The 18,163-nt window shown below is 59.1% G+C and carries 20 protein-coding genes; 5 read left to right on the forward strand and 15 right to left on the reverse strand.

All coding sequences use genetic code 11. The features are described from left to right. Nucleotides 1–108: 108 nt before the first annotated feature. The gene (locus tag MEB48_RS21360; protein ID WP_052964833.1) at nt 109–591 is read right to left on the reverse strand and encodes a GNAT family N-acetyltransferase; all 483 of its coding nucleotides are present in this window, start codon (nt 589–591) and stop codon (nt 109–111) included. 198 nt (nt 592–789) lie between these two features. On the opposite strand from MEB48_RS21360, the gene MEB48_RS21365 reads away from it, so the two are divergent. From MEB48_RS21365 to MEB48_RS21380, 4 genes are all read left to right on the forward strand, one after another. Further along, a complete protein-coding gene (locus MEB48_RS21365) occupies nt 790–1,446 on the forward strand; it encodes an HD domain-containing protein (protein ID WP_237885898.1) in 657 nt (218 codons plus the stop codon). A 93-nt stretch (nt 1,447–1,539) separates the two neighbouring features. Continuing rightward, nucleotides 1,540–1,851: a hypothetical protein gene (locus MEB48_RS21370; protein WP_237885899.1), complete on the forward strand. Its 312-nt coding sequence runs from the start codon at nt 1,540–1,542 to the stop codon at nt 1,849–1,851. Nucleotides 1,852–1,909: 58 nt separating this feature from the next. Further along, a complete protein-coding gene (locus MEB48_RS21375) occupies nt 1,910–2,164 on the forward strand; it encodes a hypothetical protein (protein ID WP_237885900.1) in 255 nt (84 codons plus the stop codon). 56 nt (nt 2,165–2,220) lie between these two features. Next, nucleotides 2,221–2,601 (forward strand): Rho termination factor N-terminal domain-containing protein, encoded by a 381-nt coding sequence (locus tag MEB48_RS21380; RefSeq protein ID WP_050683264.1) that lies wholly within the window; start codon nt 2,221–2,223, stop codon nt 2,599–2,601. A 114-nt stretch (nt 2,602–2,715) separates the two neighbouring features. On the opposite strand, the gene MEB48_RS21385 is transcribed toward MEB48_RS21380, so the two are convergent. The 10 genes from MEB48_RS21385 to MEB48_RS21430 form a co-directional block, all read right to left on the reverse strand. Further along, a complete protein-coding gene (locus MEB48_RS21385; protein WP_237885901.1) occupies nt 2,716–3,645 on the reverse strand; it encodes a PfkB family carbohydrate kinase in 930 nt (309 codons plus the stop codon). After that, complete coding sequence (locus MEB48_RS21390) at nt 3,638–5,104, reverse strand: purine-cytosine permease family protein (RefSeq protein WP_237885902.1); 1,467 nt, start codon at nt 5,102–5,104, stop codon at nt 3,638–3,640. Before MEB48_RS21390 ends, MEB48_RS21385 begins: the two co-directional genes overlap by 8 nt. A gap of 283 nt (nt 5,105–5,387) precedes the next feature. After that, complete coding sequence (locus MEB48_RS21395; protein ID WP_237885903.1) at nt 5,388–6,389, reverse strand: ADP-ribosylglycohydrolase family protein; 1,002 nt, start codon at nt 6,387–6,389, stop codon at nt 5,388–5,390. Next, on the reverse strand, nt 6,386–7,102 hold the full coding sequence (locus MEB48_RS21400; RefSeq protein WP_237885904.1) for a GntR family transcriptional regulator: 717 nt from the start codon (nt 7,100–7,102) through the stop codon (nt 6,386–6,388). Before MEB48_RS21400 ends, MEB48_RS21395 begins: the two co-directional genes overlap by 4 nt. A 220-nt stretch (nt 7,103–7,322) precedes the next feature. Then, complete coding sequence (araH, locus tag MEB48_RS21405; RefSeq protein ID WP_237885905.1) at nt 7,323–8,291, reverse strand: L-arabinose ABC transporter permease AraH; 969 nt, start codon at nt 8,289–8,291, stop codon at nt 7,323–7,325. 9 nt (nt 8,292–8,300) lie between these two features. Continuing rightward, nucleotides 8,301–9,845: an L-arabinose ABC transporter ATP-binding protein AraG gene (araG, locus tag MEB48_RS21410; protein WP_237885906.1), complete on the reverse strand. Its 1,545-nt coding sequence runs from the start codon at nt 9,843–9,845 to the stop codon at nt 8,301–8,303. A 66-nt stretch (nt 9,846–9,911) separates the two neighbouring features. Continuing rightward, nucleotides 9,912–10,916, reverse strand: a complete 1,005-nt coding sequence (locus tag MEB48_RS21415; protein WP_237885907.1) for a substrate-binding domain-containing protein — start codon at nt 10,914–10,916, stop codon at nt 9,912–9,914. Between the two features lie 121 nt (nt 10,917–11,037). Continuing rightward, nucleotides 11,038–11,856: an SDR family oxidoreductase gene (locus tag MEB48_RS21420; protein WP_237885908.1), complete on the reverse strand. Its 819-nt coding sequence runs from the start codon at nt 11,854–11,856 to the stop codon at nt 11,038–11,040. 273 nt (nt 11,857–12,129) lie between these two features. Beyond that, entirely contained in the window at nt 12,130–13,005 is an 876-nt protein-coding gene (locus MEB48_RS21425; RefSeq protein WP_237885909.1) for an SMP-30/gluconolactonase/LRE family protein, read from the reverse strand. 129 nt (nt 13,006–13,134) lie between these two features. Beyond that, nucleotides 13,135–13,851 carry a FadR/GntR family transcriptional regulator gene (locus MEB48_RS21430; RefSeq protein ID WP_237885910.1) on the reverse strand — a complete coding sequence of 239 codons (717 nt, stop codon included), beginning with the start codon at nt 13,849–13,851 and terminating at the stop codon, nt 13,135–13,137. 238 nt (nt 13,852–14,089) lie between these two features. Between MEB48_RS21430 and MEB48_RS21435 the strand changes: the two genes are divergently transcribed. Further along, nucleotides 14,090–14,962 (forward strand): esterase/lipase family protein, encoded by an 873-nt coding sequence (locus MEB48_RS21435; RefSeq protein ID WP_237885911.1) that lies wholly within the window; start codon nt 14,090–14,092, stop codon nt 14,960–14,962. Between the two features lie 65 nt (nt 14,963–15,027). Here MEB48_RS21435 and MEB48_RS21440 read toward each other — a convergent pair whose 3' ends face one another. The 4 genes from MEB48_RS21440 to MEB48_RS21455 all read right to left on the reverse strand — a co-directional run bounded on the left by MEB48_RS21440 (nt 15,028) and on the right by MEB48_RS21455 (nt 18,138). Next, nucleotides 15,028–15,588, reverse strand: a complete 561-nt coding sequence (locus MEB48_RS21440) for a DUF1285 domain-containing protein (RefSeq protein ID WP_237885912.1) — start codon at nt 15,586–15,588, stop codon at nt 15,028–15,030. A 16-nt stretch (nt 15,589–15,604) separates the two neighbouring features. Then, on the reverse strand, nt 15,605–16,210 hold the full coding sequence (locus MEB48_RS21445; protein ID WP_237885913.1) for a DUF4823 domain-containing protein: 606 nt from the start codon (nt 16,208–16,210) through the stop codon (nt 15,605–15,607). 182 nt (nt 16,211–16,392) lie between these two features. Beyond that, entirely contained in the window at nt 16,393–17,361 is a 969-nt protein-coding gene (locus MEB48_RS21450; protein WP_237885914.1) for a GTP 3',8-cyclase MoaA, read from the reverse strand. A gap of 138 nt (nt 17,362–17,499) precedes the next feature. Continuing rightward, the gene (locus MEB48_RS21455) at nt 17,500–18,138 is read right to left on the reverse strand and encodes a TetR/AcrR family transcriptional regulator (RefSeq protein ID WP_007903981.1); all 639 of its coding nucleotides are present in this window, start codon (nt 18,136–18,138) and stop codon (nt 17,500–17,502) included. Nucleotides 18,139–18,163 lie beyond the last annotated feature (25 nt).

The following is an 18,163-nucleotide window of genomic DNA, read 5'->3' on the forward strand; positions in this document are numbered from 1 at the left end:
AAAAGATCGTAGCCCTCGGCAGTCCCTACAGATTCGATGTACGACGCAATAGCGCGGTCGAACACAATCCCGTGTAGGAGTTGCCGAGGGTTGCGATCTTTCAGGGGGTCAATTGCCCTCGGCAAAATCCCTTAACACCGCCCCATCCATCCGATACCGCACCCACTCCTCCTGCGGCTGTGCACCGAGGGATTTGTAGAATTCGATCGCCGGTTTGTTCCAGTCCAGCACACTCCATTCGAAACGGCCGCAGTCATTGGCGCAGGCAATTTTCGCCAGGTGGCGCAGCAAGGTTTTGCCGGCGCCACCGCCCCGTTGTTCAGGCGTGATGTAGAGGTCTTCGAGGTACAGGCAGTTGCTGCCCAACCAGGTGGAATAGCTGAAAAAGAACACCGCAAAGCCGATCGGCAAGCCATCGCGCAGACAGATCAGGCCATGGGCGGTGGCGCCTTCGCTGAACAGGCTACGCTCGATGTCAGCGACACTGGCGATGACTTCGTGGCGGGCACGTTCGAAGTCCGCCAGTTCAGTGATGAACGCGAGGATTTGCGGAGCATCGCTGGGGGTTGCCGGGCGGATTTCGATCGTCATGAACGTGCCTTGTCAAAAGTTGAAAACGCCATACTAAGTCCGCGCGCAGCGCTCGTCACATACTGTAGGAGCGGGGTTGCCCGCGAAGACGGCGGTACAGTCAAAATTGATGTCGCCTGACATACTGCTTTCGCGGGCAAGCCCGCTCCTACAGGGTATTCATTGATCACAAAAACCGGGTTGAATCCAAGGAGTTCCATGGCCATCACTGTTTTCGCACCTTTGCACAATCTGGCTTCTGAACTGCTGCCTCATGCTCTGGAAACTGGCGAGGATGGTGCCCATGATCTGTCGCACTTGCAGCGGGTGTGGCACAACGTACGCACGCTTCATGCCCAAGAAGGCGGCGATCTAGAGGTGCTGCTGGCAGCCGTGCTGTTGCACGATTGCGTGGCGGTGGAGAAAAACTCGCCGTTGCGCTCACAGGCATCACGACTGGCGGCGCAGAAAGCTTCGACAGTACTGGTAGCCTTGGATTGGCCTGACGCAAAAATCACTGCGGTCGCCCACGCCATCGAAGCCCACAGTTTCAGTGCCAACATCACGCCCACCACCCTCGAAGCGAAAATCATCCAGGACGCCGACCGCCTGGACTCCCTTGGCATGCTTGGCGTGGCGCGTACCTTCTACATTGCCGGGCGCATGGGCAGTGCGTTATACGACCCGTTGGACCCAGAGGCAAAAGAACGGGACTACGACGACAAACGTTTTTGCCTCGATCATTTCCAGACCAAACTGCTGCACTTGGCGGACGGTTTCCAAACGACTACCGGTCAACGTCTGGCACAGATTCGCCACGAACGCCTGAAGGGTTTCATGGAGCTGTTCAAGGAAGAAATCGGCGTCGACCAATAAGCTTGGGCGACACCACTCGTCGTTCATCAGGCACCAATCCAGCTCGGGAAGGACCAATATCGGGTAAGGACTCTAATCAACGGAGACGACACCATGATCACGTCCCGACTGACCACCCTCGCTCTCACCACATTGCTCACCTCTGTCGTATTCGCCGCGACCAGCTCTTCCGGGACCGACCCGACCGATCCAATCGAAAGGCCCGAATCCGCGGCCACCCAAGGCATCGACAGCGGCCGTTCGCCTTCTCCGACGGCCACAGACCCACGGGTTTATCACGACGATGCGGACCCTCAGGGCGGGATGAATACACCTGGTATCCAAACTCCTGATAACGCCGGAACCGGCGTCGGCTCGAAAACCACCACCGGTGGCTCGGGCTCCGAAGGCCGTAGCGTCAATTAATAAGTTCGCCGATGCGAGCGAACATGCAATACCCATCCATCCTGACGAAGAGGTAACCATGAACGTCGATAAAAACCTGGAAAAAGAAGTCCTGACTCGCCTGCTGCACGCCCACCCAAATGGCTTGGGCAAGGAGGTTCTGGACAATTACCGGGGGGAGAGAGTCGTGGCAAGTACCCTCGCGACTCTGCAAGAGCGGGGATTGATTCAGCACGGTCATGTGACCTGTAACGAGGCAGGCGAGCACTCGTTGAACCCGCCAATCAAACTCAGCGCAGCAGGGGTTGAAGCAGCGCGCAAGCTGGATAACTAATCCTATTGAAGCCCCTATTGGAGCTGGCGAAAGCTCCTACAGCCAGGAGAAATCCCATGCCTCGTGGAAGCAAAGACAAATACACCGCCGAGCAAAAACGCAAGGCTGAACACATTGAAGAAAGCTACGAGCACAAAGGCGTATCGAAAGATGAAGCCGAAGCTCGTGCCTGGGCCACGGTGAACAAGCAGTCGGGTGGCGGTGAACGCGCCGGCGGCTCCGGGCGCAAGAAACCCGCCAGCGCCAAGTCTGCAGATCGCAAGGAATCAGCCCGACGTGCGGTGGCCACCCGTGAAGGCAAGCCACGCAATAGCAAGGCTTCGCGCGATACGCAGACGGTGGACAGCCTGATGAAAGAAGCCCGGGCGAAGAAGATTCCGGGGCGCTCGAGCATGCGCAAGCAGGAGTTGATCGAGGCGTTGCGCAAGGCGGGTTGAAGATCTGAATTGATGGTGAGTTTGAGGGCCTCTTCGCGAGCAAGCCCGCTCCCACAGGGTTCGTGTCGTTAACAAATCCCCTGTGGGAGCGGGCTTGCTCGCGAAAGCGGTGGATCAGACACCGAAAGTCTCGAGAATCAACGCATCCACCTCAGCCGCCCCCGGCGAGGTCGCCGGCCCCCACCGAGTGACCGCCAACGCCGCAGCCGCATTCGCCCGCCGCGCCGCTTCGACTGCCGATAATCCGTGCGCCAACCCGGCGACAAAAACGCCTGCGTGAGCATCCCCCGCGCCATTGCTGTCCACCGCCACGACCTTGAATCCCGGTACATGCCGGTGATCGCCGCACTGGCTGATCCAGCACCCCTGTGGCCCATCGCGAACCACCATCAAGGTGTTCGCCGATAAATGATCCGCCAGTCCATTCAACGCCTCGGCAATGTCCGTCGTCCCGGTAAACCGCAGCGCCTCGACACGGTTACCGGTCCACAGATCGATGCGCGGCAACAAGGCCTTCATCAGCGGCGCGTCCGGCGAATCCGCCAATGGCCCGGGATCGAATACCACCGTGATCCCGTCCGGCAAATCCAGCACCCAATCCACCAGCGCCTGAGCCTTGCCGTCATGCAGCAGGCTATAGCCGCTGACATAGACAAAGTCGCCCGCCTCCGCCACCACGCTCGCCAGATCTTCGGCAGTCAATTCACTCTCGGCACCGATGCAGGAAATGAACGTGCGCTCGGCCGAGGCTTCGGTCAGCGCGACGCACAGTCCGGTGTCGCGCTCGGTGCTCTGTTCGATGCCTGGCCGAATGCCTTCAGCCATCATCGCCTCTCGGGCCAGATCACCGAAACGGCCGTTGCCATGGCGCCCGAGGTAAACCACCGGCAACCCGTTTCGCCGGGCCGCAGCCATCACATTGAAGCCACCGCCGGCCTCGAAACGGGCGGATTGCGCCAGCACGTCACCGCCCGATTGAGGCAATTTATCCACGGCCATGACCAGATCGATCATGACCTGACCGGTGTGCAACAGCTTAGACATGAGCGCTCTCGAGCAACGCGGCGCGGCGATCCCTGGCACCGCCGAACATCCAGTAAATGCCACCGGCCACCAGGAACGTCACGATCCAGCCGAGGCCGTTGTGGCCCAGCCAGGAGTCGGACAGAAAGCCCCGGAACCAGACATCTTGTTCAGTAGTGCCAATGGTGGTGAAGCTGAAGCCCAATACAATCGCCAGCGCCCACGCACCAAAGGCGCGCCACTCGACGCCACCGCGATACCAGTAGGCGCTGCTCGGGCTGACGTCCAGCAGGTCTTTGGGGCTGTAGTAATGCCGGTGAATCAGGTCGACCACAAAAATCCCGACCCACGCCGTGATCGGCACGGCCAGCAAGGAAATGAAGGTGATGAACGGGCCGTAGAAGCTCTCGGCGATCAGCATGAAGTAGATCGAGCCGGCGAAGATCGCGACGATATCGAGCACCACGGCATACACGCGCTTGACCTTCAGGCCGAGGGTCAGGCTGGTCAAACCGGCGGAGTACACCGACAGGTTGTTCGACAGCAGCAACCCGCCGAACGCGGTGATCAGGTACGGCACGGCCATCCAGGTCGGCAGCATGTCGCGGATCGCGACAATCGGATCAGTCGCCGTGGCCAGATCATTGTTGCCCACTGACAGCAAACCACCGAGGGTGATCAGCAGCACCAGCGGAATCCCCGCACCGAAAGCCGCCGACGCCACCAGACGCACGGCGTTGACACTGCGATGCTGGTAGCGCGACATGTCGGCGCCGGCGTTGCCCCAACCGATCCCGGTGCCGGCGGCCATGGTGCCGATGCCGATGATCATCGCGCTCAGGGGCGCTGGCGTGGCGTTGAATACGGCGCTCCAGTCGATGGTCGCGCAGAGGAAACCGCCGACCAGGATGTTCAACGCACCGAACACGTAGGTCGCCCATTTCTGGATCACTAGCAACGTGGCATGACCGAGGCCGGACACCGACAACGTCAGCAGCACAAAAATCGCGATGAACATCAGGGTCAGTAGCGGCGCGCTTTTGGCTTCCACCGGCGAGCCGAACAAAATCGAGCACAACGACAACAAGACGAATGCGGCGGTGGTGGTGTTGACGGTTTCCCAACCCAGACGCGACATCAGCGAGACCAGCGTCGGGCCGATATTGCCGCGCACCCCGAAAATTGCTCGCGACAGCGTCAGGCTCGGTGCGCGACCGCGACGACCGGCAATGGAGATGATCCCGACCACCGCGAAAGACCCGACGGCACCGAGGATCGCGACGATGATTGCCTGCCAGATCGCCAGGCCACGAAAAGCCACCAGCGTGGCGCCCAATGGCAAGCCGAGGATGGAAATATTCGCCGCGAACCAGACCCAGAACAGTTGCTGTGGATGACCGTTGCACTCCCCTTCCGGCACCGGCTCGATGCCACGGGTTTCCAATTGCCCGGCACTTTGCCCGGTATTCGATGAAGTCATGAAAATGCTCCTGTTGCCATTGTTTTAGTTATGGGCAATTTCGGAAATCGACATAACGTTCTGGCGATCCTGTCCATATCTGTGCGCTCCATTGCGGTGAAAAATCTCAAATGCGCGTTGCGCCCTTCGCGAGCAAGCCCGCTCCCACAGGTACGGCGTGCATCTCAAGGTTTGTACTATTCCTGTGGGAGCGGGCTTGCCCGCGAAGGCGGCGGTACAGTCAACATTGATGTCGCCAGATAAACCGCTTTCGCGAGCAAGCTCGCTCCTACAGGGATTTCGCTTAACGACGCAGAGCCAGCAGCCCTTGCACCAACGGTTTCAACTCCAACGAATTAACGGCTTTGACCTTTTCGATCATCGCCACCGGCCAACTCTCAAGCCCCAGACAAGCCCCAAGCATGGCGCCGAGCATCGCCGCGATGGTGTCGGTATCACCGCCCAGGCTGGCAGCCATGCACAACGCTTCGAAAGCGCTCATCTCTGCGATAGCCACTTGCTGAGCCAGCGCAAACGACACCACCACCGATTCCTGCGAGGCGACCGACGTGCCGATCACGTCGTACAGCACGTCCGCCAGCAACGCCTTGTCGCTGTCGATGCTGATGCTCTTCGCCCAACTGATGCGCGAGGCGATACGCCCGCCAGCGACCCAGTGGCCATGGCGTTCGGCTTGCTGAGCGATCTGCTGGCCGAGGTTCAACGCCTCGCCCAGCTCCATGCCGTTGATCCCGGCAGAAACCACCGCCGCCACTGCCGCCGCGCTGGCAATTCCCAGCGTGGTGTTGTGGGTCACCTGACAGGCTTGCACCACGGCGCGGATGAAACGCTCGGGATCGGCAACATCGGCCGCAATCCCCACCGGCGTGATGCGCATGGCCGCGCCATTGGTGGTGCCATAGCGACCGGCCTCTTCCAGCGAGTGGCCGGCGAGAATCATCTCGATTGCGCGTTTGGTCGAGGGGCCGAGCAAATCCTGCGAGCCCTTGGCCTGCATCCCGGCTTCCCATTCGATCAAGCGTTGGGCCAACACTGCCGGTTCGATCCGGCCTTCGCCTTCAATCAACAACTGACTGATCAGGATCGCCTGTTCGGTATCGTCAGTGATCGAACCTTTGGGCATATTCGCGGCAATCGGTTGATCCGGGCCAGCGTCTTGCAGATCGGTGATTTCGCCAAAGCGCGCCCTGATCTCGGCACGGCTCAAGGATTGGGTCGGCATGCCCAACGCATCGCCCAGGGCCAGTCCGTAGAACGCGCCGAGGGCACGGTTGAGCGCGGTCATTTTTTTGCAGCACCAATATGCAGGTGCAGACGAAAGTGCACCGGATCGAGCAGGCTTTCGACCTGTTCCATGAATCGGTCTTGCCGGTCGTAAGTGGTGCGCAAGGCTTTGAGAAATACTGTGCCGACCGGACGGCCGAGCAGTTCAGCGTCTTCGGCGTTCAAAGGTTCGGCGCCGATCCACTGATCCCCGCGCTCGCCGATGTAGCCGTAGGCGGCCAGAGTGATGGTCAGGGAATCGTCGATCAGACCGACTCGCGGCAGGCCTTCCAGGCCCCCGGTGGCGGGCATCAATGAGCGCTCAAGAGACACCAGCGTGCCATCGGTGCCGCGGCGGCGACGGTCGAGGGTAATGAACTGATCGATACCGAAACGCGACAGCAGGTCCGGACGGGTCACCGCTTCCAGTCGCAGCACTTCGGTATTGATCAGCGCCCCGCTGTCGACCAGCGCCTGCCCCCACCCGTTGCGCTGATCGAGCACCACACCATCGTAAGTAACGATAGAGCCCACCGCGCCTTGCATAACGAGGGTATGGCGTCGTTTCAGTTCGGCCAGGGCTTCACGCAGCGTGCCTAGGCTGACTTTGAATTCCTGAGCCAATCGATGTTCGCCCGGCAATAGAATGCCGTCCTCCATGAGGCCGTTTTCAATGCGCCGGATGAGCTCGTCGCCCACCTGTTGTTTCTTGTCAATTCGTACCGGTCTAATCATGCACACCTCGGGTGTACCGTCATAGCTGAAACGGGTTGGGGCGAGCAAGGAATATTTTGTGAAAGTGGGTGAAGAATCCTCCAAATGATCGTTCCCATGCGCAGCAAAGGAATGCCTCAATGGACGCTCTGCGTCCGCTGTTGGGACGCGGAGCGTCCCAGGCTGCATTCCCACGCAGAGCGTGGGAATGATCGGTGACAGCCCACTCCCACAGAGAAAATCAGCGTTGTTTCAGTCGGTCGATTACGACGGCCAGCAACAAGATCGAGCCACGAATCACGTACTGATAAAAGGTATCGATATTCTTCAAGTTCATCGCATTCTCGATGATCGCCAGAATCAGCACCCCGGCAATCACATGCCGAATCATCCCGATGCCACCACTCAACGACACCCCGCCGAGCACGCAAGCCGAGATCACTGTCAGCTCGAAACCCTGGCCAATCATCGGCTGACCGGACGTCATGCGCGACGCCAGAATCACCCCGGCCAATGCGCCGATCAGACCGTGCACGGCGAAGATGATGATCTTGGTCCGGTCAACGTTCACCCCGGCCAGCAACGCCGCTTCCTGGTTGCCGCCGATGGCCATGGTGTTGCGACCGTAGGTGGTGTAATTCAGCAGCCAGCCGAAAAACAGGAAGCAAACGATGGTGATCAGAATCGGCACCGGCACGCCGAGCAATTGGCCGTTGCCGAAGACAAAGAACTGCTCCTGGGACACCCCCACTGCTTTGCCATTGGCAAAAATGTAAGCCAGGCCACGAACGATCTGCATCGTCGCCAGCGTGGTGATCAACGCATTGACCCGCAGCTTGGCGATCACAATCCCATTGATCAGCCCGACGATCAGCCCCATCACCAGCGCCGCACTCACGCCGAGGAACACGCTGTCGGTGTCGCGCATCACCACCGCCGCAACCACGCCGGCGCAGGCAATCACCGAGCCCACCGATAAGTCGAAATGCCCGGACGCCAGGCAATACAACATGGTGCACGCGGCAATCCCTGTCGTAGAAATCGCCAGACCGAGCCCGCGCATATTCAGCGGCGACAGGAAGTTGTCGATCAGCAAGGTGCACAGCAAGAAGATCCCCACGGCCGCCAGCAGCATCACCCAGTCATCGAGAAAGCGCCGCAAGTCCAGCGGTTTGCGCGGGGTTGGCAGAGCGTTGTTTTGGATGGTCATAGTCACCTCTCAGTTCGCCACGTCGGCAGCGCGTTGGCGTGGCAAAGCCAGTTGCAGCAGGTTGGATTCATTGGCTTGTTCGCGGGTCAGTTCGCCGCGCATCGCGCCTTCGCAGAGCACCAGGATGCGGTCGGAAATGCCCATGACTTCCATCAGGTCGCTGGACACCACGATCACCGCAATGCCGCTGGCGGCCAGGTTGTGAATGATCTGGTAGATCTCGGCCTTGGCGCCGATGTCGATGCCGCGAGTCGGTTCATCGAGCAACAGGACTTTCATTGGCATCGACAGCCAGCGACCGAGAATCGCCTTCTGCTGATTGCCACCAGACAGGTACATGATTTTCTGCGCCGCGTCGGGCGTCTTCACCTTCAGCGCCTTGATCTGCTTGTCGGCATTGTCCTTTTCCCACAAGCCGCGCAACAGGCAACCGAAGGTGGAATGGGCGCCGCGAGCGCTGATGTTGATGTTCTCGGCGACGCTGGCGAGCGGCAGGATGCCTTCCTTCTTGCGGTCCTCGGGGCACAACAAAATCCCCGCCGCGATGGCATCGCGGGGCGAACGCAACTTCAGTTCACGACCGCGCAGCTCCAGGCGCCCGGCGGTGTTGCGCGTGAGCCCGCTGAGCATCCGGAACAGTTCGGTGCGCCCGGCCCCGACCAGGCCGAACAGCCCGAGTATTTCACCCTTGTGCGCCTGGAAACTCACCGGTTCACGCAAGCCCGGCCCCAGCAACCGGTCGACCTTGAGTGCCACTGCGCCGCGGGGACGACTGCGGTAATCGTAGATGTCCTGAATGTCACGACCGACCATGCACGTCACCAACTGGTCATGGCTCAGCGCGCTCATGTCCTCGAAGGTGCGCACGAAGCGACCGTCCTTGAACACTGTCACCGCGTTGCAGATACGGAACACTTCTTCCATGCGATGGGAGACGTAAAGCACCACTTTGCCTTCGTCGCGCAGGCGACCGATGATCGCCATCAAGCGATCGATCTCCCGCGCCGACAGGCTGCTGGTGGGTTCGTCGAACGCAATCACATGCGCACCACGGGACAACGCCTTGGCGATTTCCACCAGTTGCCGTTGGCCGAGGGACAAGCGTCCGACTTTCTCTTGCGGGTCGATTTCATCGGCCAGGCCTTTAAGGCAGGCCAATGCCTGTTGCCGCAAAACGCCGCGATTGATCAGGCCGAAACTCGCCGGCAGATGGCCGAGAAACAGGTTCTCGGCGACGGTCATTTCCGGCACCAGGTGCAGCTCCTGATGGATCACCGCGACCCCGCTGCCAATGCTGTCGGCGGTGGACTTGAAGACCCTCGTCTGCTCGCCGATCTGCAGATCACCGCTGCTCGGCGTGTAAGCACCGCCGAGGATTTTCAGCAGCGTGGATTTACCGGCGCCGTTCTCGCCCATCAAGGCGTGAACCTGCCCCGGATGGGCGACGAAGCTGATGCCGTCCAGCGCCTTCACCCCGGGAAAGGTCTTGCCGATCCCGTTGAAGCGCAGGCTGCCGCCGATACTCTGTTCATGTGTTTGTACTTGCGCGTGCATAAACCCACCTCATCACACCGGTCAGGCAGCCCCGTCGCCAGGGCTGCCGATGAAATCAACCGCGCCTCAGTTCCACAGGCCGATTTTTTCCAGTTCCTGCTTGAAGTTGTCGCGCGTGATCAGCGTAACGTCGTCCATCGCGGTGTATTTCGGCGGTTCTTTGCCGGTGGTGACCCACTCGTACATCATGCTCGCGGTGTTGTAGCCCTCGATGTGCGGGCTCGGCAGCATCGAGCCGAAGAAACCGCTGTTGGGTTTCTTCAATTCGCCGATGGCATCGGTGCCGTTGATGCCGATGCCGATCACGTTGGCCGCGGCGAAACCGGCACTCTCGGTGGCCCGCACGCCGCCCAGCACGGTGTTGTCGTTCATGCCGCCGATGATCAGGTTTTTCGCCGTGCCCGGCAGCTTCACCAAAGCCGAGTTGGTGGCGTCCATGCTGCCCGGTACGTCGAGGGTTTTCAGTGCCGAGAAGAGGATGTGGTCTTTCGGCATACCGGCGTCTTCCAGCGCTTTGACAGAACCGTCGGTGCGTTTTTTGCCGGTATCGAGTTCGTTGTAGGTGTTGATCACCGCGTAGGTGTCTTTCCAGTCCCAACCGCGTTTTTTCGCTTCGGCGGCCATGGCGGCGCCCTGCTTCTGGCCGACTTCGAAGGCGGCCATGCCGAGGTACGGCACGTTCTCCATGAACTTGCCGCCGGCATCGACGAAACGGTCATCGACGGCGATCACTTTCAAACCGTTGAGCTTGGCCTTGGCCATGATTGCCGGGCCGAGGGATACGTCCGGCGGGCAAATCACGAAGCCCTTGGCGCCGTTGGCCGCCAGGCTGTCGATGGCCGAGAGGGTTTTCTCACCGTCAGGCACCGCGATCTTGATGACAGTGAAGCCCTTGTCCTTGCCGGCCTTTTCGGCGAAGGCCCATTCGGTCTGGAACCAGGGTTCTTCCGCTTGCTTGACCAGAAAACCGATCTTCACTTCCTCGGCCGCCAGCAACGTACTGCTCAGGCTGACCGCGGTAACCGCCAAAGCGGCACAGCACAGGGAACGGATCCCACGACGACGTTTCATAAGCTGACTCCTTGTTATTTTTTTTGAGCGTTATTTGAAAGCCTTCAAAGCATGCAGCCAATAGTCATATCGTATGATGATTGTATTTCAGGCGTAGTTTCGCGCCTGAAATCCGAGTTATTCAGTCGTGGTACATCACCGAGCGACCACCATCGATGGTGATGCACGAAGCGTTGATGAACGGCGCTTCATCGCTGGCCAAAAACACGGCAGTCATCGCCACTTCAATCGGCTGGCCGATGCGCCGCGGTGGATGCAGGTCGAAGGCCCGCTGACGTTCAGCATGGGGGTCGGCAAAACCGTTCCAGTAATCGACGTTCAGTTGGGTTTCGATGTAGCCCGGCGCGATGGCGTTGACGCGAATGCCTTTGGGCGCGTATTCGATACCCAAGGCGCGGGTCAGCCCGAGCAAGCCATGTTTGGCCACCGGGTACGGGAAGCAGCCGGGAATGATGTGAGTGGAATGGGTCGAGGCGATGTTGATGATGCTGCCGATGCCCTGCTCGATCATGTGCGGCAACACGGCTTTACAGCCATACCAGGCGCCGTCCAGGTCGATGGCGAAACAGCGATGCCAGTCTTCTTCGGTCATTTGCAACGGGTCGCGGAACACATTGACCCCGGCGCAATTCACCAAAACGTCGATCCGGCCGTGAAGTTCGATGGCCAATTCGGCCATGGCGTGCAGGTCGTGCTGGCGCGATACGTCGGCCTTGATCGCTACGATATCCGCGCCTTGTTCACGCCAATGCGCCGCGACTTTTTCAACTTTCTCGGCCTGGATATCACTGATGATCAGCTTGGCCTGCTGAGAGGCAAAGGTCGCGACAATCGCCTCGCCGATTCCCTGAGCCGCGCCGGTCAGCAGCACGACTTTGTTTTTCAGGCGCTCACCCTTCGGTGGTTCGGGCACCGGCGGCAAGGACAGAGGTTCAGCCATGGATCAACGCTCCTGTTTGAAGGCACGACGAAAACCGGACATCTGTCGATGTCCGGTCAAAAAGCTTTTGGGAATGGTCAGGCAGGCGCGAAAACACCCGGGCGCCGAGGCGGCCTGAAGCACTGACTCCGTAAGGGAGTGCGGTGGAATATCGCTGCATCACTTCACCTGTTTTGTTTTTTTAAGTGTGAGTGCGTGTAACTGATGGGGCCGACTATAAACCCGGCCGCCAAATAATCTCAATATATAATTTTACATCCCATATTTAGGGATTTATCCGGCAAACCGCTGACAGGCTTTTCCTGGCACATCCACTCGAACCGATAACAGCGCGCCATCCAGTGGATGATCGAGCGGGCTTGCGGCGCTGGTGATGTACAGGGTTTTGAAGTCTTCGCCACCGAATACACAACTGGTGGGACGGCTAACCGGTAATTCGATCACCCGATCTACATGACCTTCCGGGGTCAGCCTGAGCAGACAACTGCCATCCCAACGGGCATTCCATATATAGCCCTCGGCATCCATCGCCGAGCCGTCGGGGCCGCCACGTTCGTGGGGGCCAAACCAGACATGGCCGGTGTCCAGGGTGCCGTCGGTATGGATGAAATGCCGATACAGCGTTTTGTCGAGGCTGTCGGCGAAATACAGGGTTGTGCCGTCGTCGCTCCACAGCAACGTGTTGGGGATGCCTAATCCTCGAAGCAGCGGCGTGACCCGAGCATCGCGGTCGATGCGAAACAGGCCTCCCGAGCGGCGCACGACGGGCAAATCTTCGCCCTGCTCACCGATGTTGTTTTGCAGGGTGCCTAGCCAGAGCCGGCCTTGGGCATCGCAGCGAGCTTCATTGGCGCGATTGCCGGGTTGTGGATCGGCGACACAGAACAAGGTCAGTCGAGGTTCCAGGCCTGGGGAATCCAGATCCAGCCGATAAACCCCACTGCTCAATGTCACCAGGGCATCGCCGCTTTCGCAGGGAATGAACGCGGACACGTGCTCCGGCATCTGCCAGATTTGCACATTGGCGCCGATCAGCCTGAGCGCTTGTTTACCGGCGATATCTACCCAATACAGCGCCTGGGTCGGAGCGTCCCAGAACGGGCTTTCGCCGAGTCGCGCACGGTGTCCGGTAACCGCAGTCCACGTCATGAAATCTCCTTTTTATTGCTTTTATGCGGGAGCGGGCTTGCTCGCGAAGAGGCCGTGACATTCACCATCTCTGTCGCCTGACACATCGCCTTCGCGAGCAAGCCCGCTCCCACAAGGGGTTCTTTATTGTTAGCTGGCCTTTTTGTCGGCCATGACTTGGGGGTAGAAGCGTTTGATCGCCAGGTCTGCGTTATCGATCAGGGTCATGCAGGCCCACACCCCCCGCGCGGAATCCCGGGCGGCGATGGCGTTGGCCATGTCTTTGTGGATTGGCAAGGTTCGGCGCAGTTCGTCCGGGTCGGCGGCAGACACTTCGAAAGACACTGCCAGCAACGCGCCGAGGGCCGGGACCATTTGTTCGATGAATTGATTGTGGCTCGCGGCGAGGATGCACTCGTGGAAAAACTGGTCGGCGCGGTTGTAATCGACGCCGCTGTCCACTGCCCGTTCCAGCGCGTTATAGGCCTGGAGCACGGCTTGCACTTGTTCCACCGTCGCCCGCTCACAAGCCCAGCGCACCGCCATGGGTTCGATGGTGCGGCGCAGATCGAGCAAGTCGTCGACGAAGTTTTCCGGCAAGCCGCTGCGCGACAGCCAGCCGACGACTTGCGGATCGAAGAGATTCCAGCGCCGCACCGGCAATACACGTGTGCCGACCTTCGGCCCGACTTCAAGCATGCCTTTGGCCACCAGGGTTTTGATGGCTTCGCGGATGACTGTACGACTGACACCGAGCTGCTCGCCCAAATCGGCTTCGACCTTGATGGTTTCGCCGGGTTTTACCTGGCCGGTAGCAATCCAGCACCCCAGCCAGTCGACCGTCGACGCATGAAAACTGCTGGACATGGGCACCTCGTCGACCGGTGATAAAAAAAACAAACGACACAAAGCCGTTCGCGATGGGTGTCCACGCTAATCATCATATGATTGGGTGTCAATTGGATTTTTAGATGCTCTGCCAAACAGACATGGCTGTTCGTCCGAATACTGGTCGAAGCGCTTTGATCCCATCCACTTTGTAAACTACGGTTAGCCCAGCAGATCGATCTGCTCTCCTTCAAATCCGCTATCGCCAGGTATGAACATGGACATGGATGCGTCTACGAAATACCCCATTGTGTTGGTTCACGGACTTTTCGGCTTCGATAAAATCGCCGGTTATCCCTACTTCTTCGAAATCGAGGAAGCCCTGGAACGTGCTGGCGCTCAGGTATTTGCCGTCAATATTCCAACCGTCAACGGGAATGAGGAACGCGGTGAAAAACTGCTCGAACACGTCAACCGCATTTTGCTGGAAACCGGAGCGGCCAAGGTCAATCTGATCGGCCATAGCCAAGGCCCTCTTGCCGCACGTTACGTAGCAGCCCTGCACCCGGAAAAAGTCGCGTCGGTCACTTCGGTCAGTTGCCCCAATCATGGCTCCGAGATTGCTGACCAACTGCATAAAGCGCTGACGCCCGGAGAGTTGCCCGAAGCGTTCGTACTGGCTCTGCTGGGCGCAGTCGGCACCTTCATTTCATTGATCAGCGGCCATCCGGAAAACCCGATTGATGCTGAAGCGGCTTTCGAATCGCTGACGAGCGAGGGATTGGCTGCCTTCAATCGCAAGTACCCACAAGGGGTGCCAAAGGTTTGGGGCGGGGAAGGCAACGAAATTGAAAACGGCGTGTATTACTACTCCTGGAGCGGGATCGTGCAGAACTTCCAAAGCCTGCAGCCACTCGACCCGAGTCATTTGAACTGTATCGTGCTATCGAAGCTGTTTTATAAAGAGGAAAACGCCAACGATGGGCTGGTTGGCCGCTACAGCTCGCACTTGGGCAAAGTGATCCGCTCGGATTACCCGATGGACCACTTTGATGCAGTCAATCAGATAGCCGGAGTCGACAGCTGGAACGTGAGCCCGGTCAGGCTCTACCTGGAACATGCTGAGCGACTCAAGAGCAAGGGTTTATAAACCCCAAAAAAACGGCCCGCTGAAATAACGGGCCGTTTTTTTCCACAGCACAGAAAGACAGCGCGTTAAGGCTCAAGCCCGATAGGGAAGAATTCGCCACCGCTCCACACGCCCAACCAACGCTGCCCGTCGACTTCATGACTCACCGCCAGCTCCACCAGTTGGTAGAACACATTGCGGTGAATCAGCGCTTCAAGGTTGGTGCGTACATGGACGTAGGGCGCGGGCTCTTGAGTAACCGGATCGATCACCACACGCATAGGATGCTCGGCGCCGGCATCGGCCGTTTCATCGACATTAGTGGTAAAGCGCAAGACCTGATCTTCACCCTCGCCTTCGACTTCCACAGCAATCGCCACGAACGGCGCGTCGTCGACCCTGATGCCAACCTTTTCGACCGGGGTAATCAGAAAGTAATCATCGCCATCGCGGCGAATGATGGTGGAGAACAGCTTGACCATCGGCTTGCGCCCGATCGGCGTGCCCAGATAATACCAGGTGCCATCGCGGGCGATGCGCATGTCGATGTCGCCGCAGAAGTCGGGGTTCCACAAGTGGACCGGCGGCAAGCCTTTGGTTTTGGGGATTTGCCCCAACAGGTCGTTGGCTTTTTGCGGGCCACTCATGGCGTTCTCCTTTGAATTACCGGTCGCTGAGCCCCAGCAGGTTACGAGCGTATTGCTCCAGCGGCGGGCCCAACAAGTCTTCTGGCTTGTTGTCGTGGAACGTCAGTAAACCGCCACGACTCTTGATACGTGCAGTATCAATCAAATACTGGGTGCTGGTCTCGATCAACATGATCTGAATCACGCCATTGTCGATGCCGAGGCGATCCACCTGTTCCTGGTCGAGCCATTCGTCCGAGTTGCCGATGCGGTCGTCAGCCTTGGCGAAACGCGTGTAGAGCAGGTAATGAGCGCCGGCGGCACGGGCTTCACCCATGGCAGCGTCGAGACCTGCCGGGGCGCGGGCGCGGCGGACCATCGGGAAATATTCGATAAAGCCGTTGAAGGCCTCTTCGGCCACCACGTTAGGTCGCGGGTAGGCACTGCCCGGCGGTGCGAAAACGCCTTGGGCGATGTAGATGAACGAGTCCGGTTGAATGCGCAAGTTATTCACGCGACGGCTGTCGCTATGGTCCAGCAGCCCCGCATCGCTCATGTGGTAGCGGGTTCCTTCAGCCATTTCGCTGACATTCATGCAGCCACCAAGCGCCAAAACGGCCAGCAGCAAAACCAGGCTACGCATCCTACCCTCCAGAGGCCGGTGACGGAAAACCGGCGAATGGCCGTGGAATGCAGCTTTTGCGCCAGCTCGATGTGACAAGGCGTGTCAGGTGATTTTTGGGGGACCGGAAGATAGCTTTCGCAGGCAAGCCTCGGTCTTGTGTATGACCTGTAGGAGCGAGGCTTGCCCGCGAAGAGGCCCGATCAGCCGCCGATAATCTTCATGATGGTCGCGCCACCGGAGAACGCCACTTCCTGTTTGTCTCCCAGCGCTTTGACCAACAGTCGCTGCAACGCCGGCAGTGCCTGGTGACGAGGTTTGTCCAGCAAGTCGCCGACATAGTGACGATTGCTCGACGACAGGCAGCCATGCAACCAACCCGTGGACGACAAGCGTAGACGCGAACAGGTGCGGCAAAACGGAACGCTTTCGTTGGCGATCACGCCGAAGTGGCCCAGCCCCGGAATCTGGTAACGCACCGCCGTGGCATCGACCGGCGCATCGGCCTGAAGGTACTCGTAGCGTTCGCCGATCAGGCTCAGCAACTGCTGGAGGCTGACGAACTGTTGCAGGAAGGCATTGGAGTCGCTGGCCAGGTGGCCCATGCGCATCAACTCGATGAAGCGCAACTCGTAGCCGCGTTCCAGGCAGTAGTCGAGCAGTGGCATTACCTGATCGAGGTTCTGCCCACGCAGTGGCACCATATTGACCTTGATCTTCATGCCAGCCGCTGCGGCCTGGTCCATGCCGTCGAGGACGGTCGCCAGATCACCGCCGCGCGCAATGCTGCGAAAAGCACTGGCATCCAGGGTATCGAGGGAAACGTTGATGCGCCGAATGCCGGCGTCTACCAGCAATGGCAACTTCTTCGCCAGCAACTGACCATTGGTGGTCAGGCTGATATCCGCCAGGCCCATCTGCCCGACGGCGGTCATGAAGGCTTCGAGTTTGGGGCTGACCAGTGGCTCGCCACCGGTAATGCGCAAACGCTCGATGCCCGCGGCCTCGATCAGATAGGCCACGCCGCGTGCCATCGCCTGCGCCGACAACTCATCCTGCGCAGCCACCAGCCGCTTGCCGTTGGGCACGCAATAGGTACAAGCGTAGTTGCAGGCTGAGGTCAGACTGATCCGCAAATTGCGAAAACGCCTGCCTTGACGGTCAACGATCATGATCACTCCGGCGAAAGAAGATTCGAACGCGCAAAACTTGACTCACAAATCAAGTTTTAGCAAGCCCTATGCCTGAGTATATTCCTGCGGTACTGCGCCATGTAGCTAAATCATGGCGCAACAAGGCAACTGTCGGGTTCAGTTGCTCGGCGTGTCGGTATCACGTTTGCGCTTGTTGCCCATGCGCACGCCGATGTCCATCAAAAACTGGAAGAAACCTTCCTGATCTTCCAGCACGTTGCTCCAGAACGGCGAGTGATACAGCGCCACGGCGCCGTGCACCAGCGCCCAGGCTGCGCAGTAATGGAAGTATGGCGGCACGTCTTCGAGTTTGCCTTCGCTGATCCGGCCCTTGATCAGCAGGGTCAGGCGCTCGAAGTTCGAGGCGCGGATCTTGTGCAGCTCCTCGACCATCTCCGGCACCTGGTTGCCCTTGACCACCTTTTCTTCCAGGCGATCGAACAACCGATAGCGTTGCGGATCACGCATGCGGAATTCGAAGTAGGCCCGGGACAGGGCTTCCTTGTCCTTATCGACATCGGCCGAATGCAACAGCTCGTTCAAATCGCGCTCGTAATCGAGCATCAGTCGCAGATAGATCTCCGCCTTGGATTTGAAGTGCTTGTAGATCGTGCCTTTGCCGATACCGACGGCATCAGCAATCATCTCGACGGTGACACTGTCTTCACCTTGTTCGAGGAACAGCTTGAGCGCGGTATCGAGAATTTCTTGCTCGCGGCGACGAAACTCACGGACCTTACGAGGTTCTTTATGCATAAGAAAAGGTCTGTAGGGGTCAAAA

It is taken from the genome of Pseudomonas sp. PGPR40 (assembly GCF_022014505.1).
Classification (GTDB): Bacteria; Pseudomonadota; Gammaproteobacteria; order Pseudomonadales; family Pseudomonadaceae; genus Aquipseudomonas.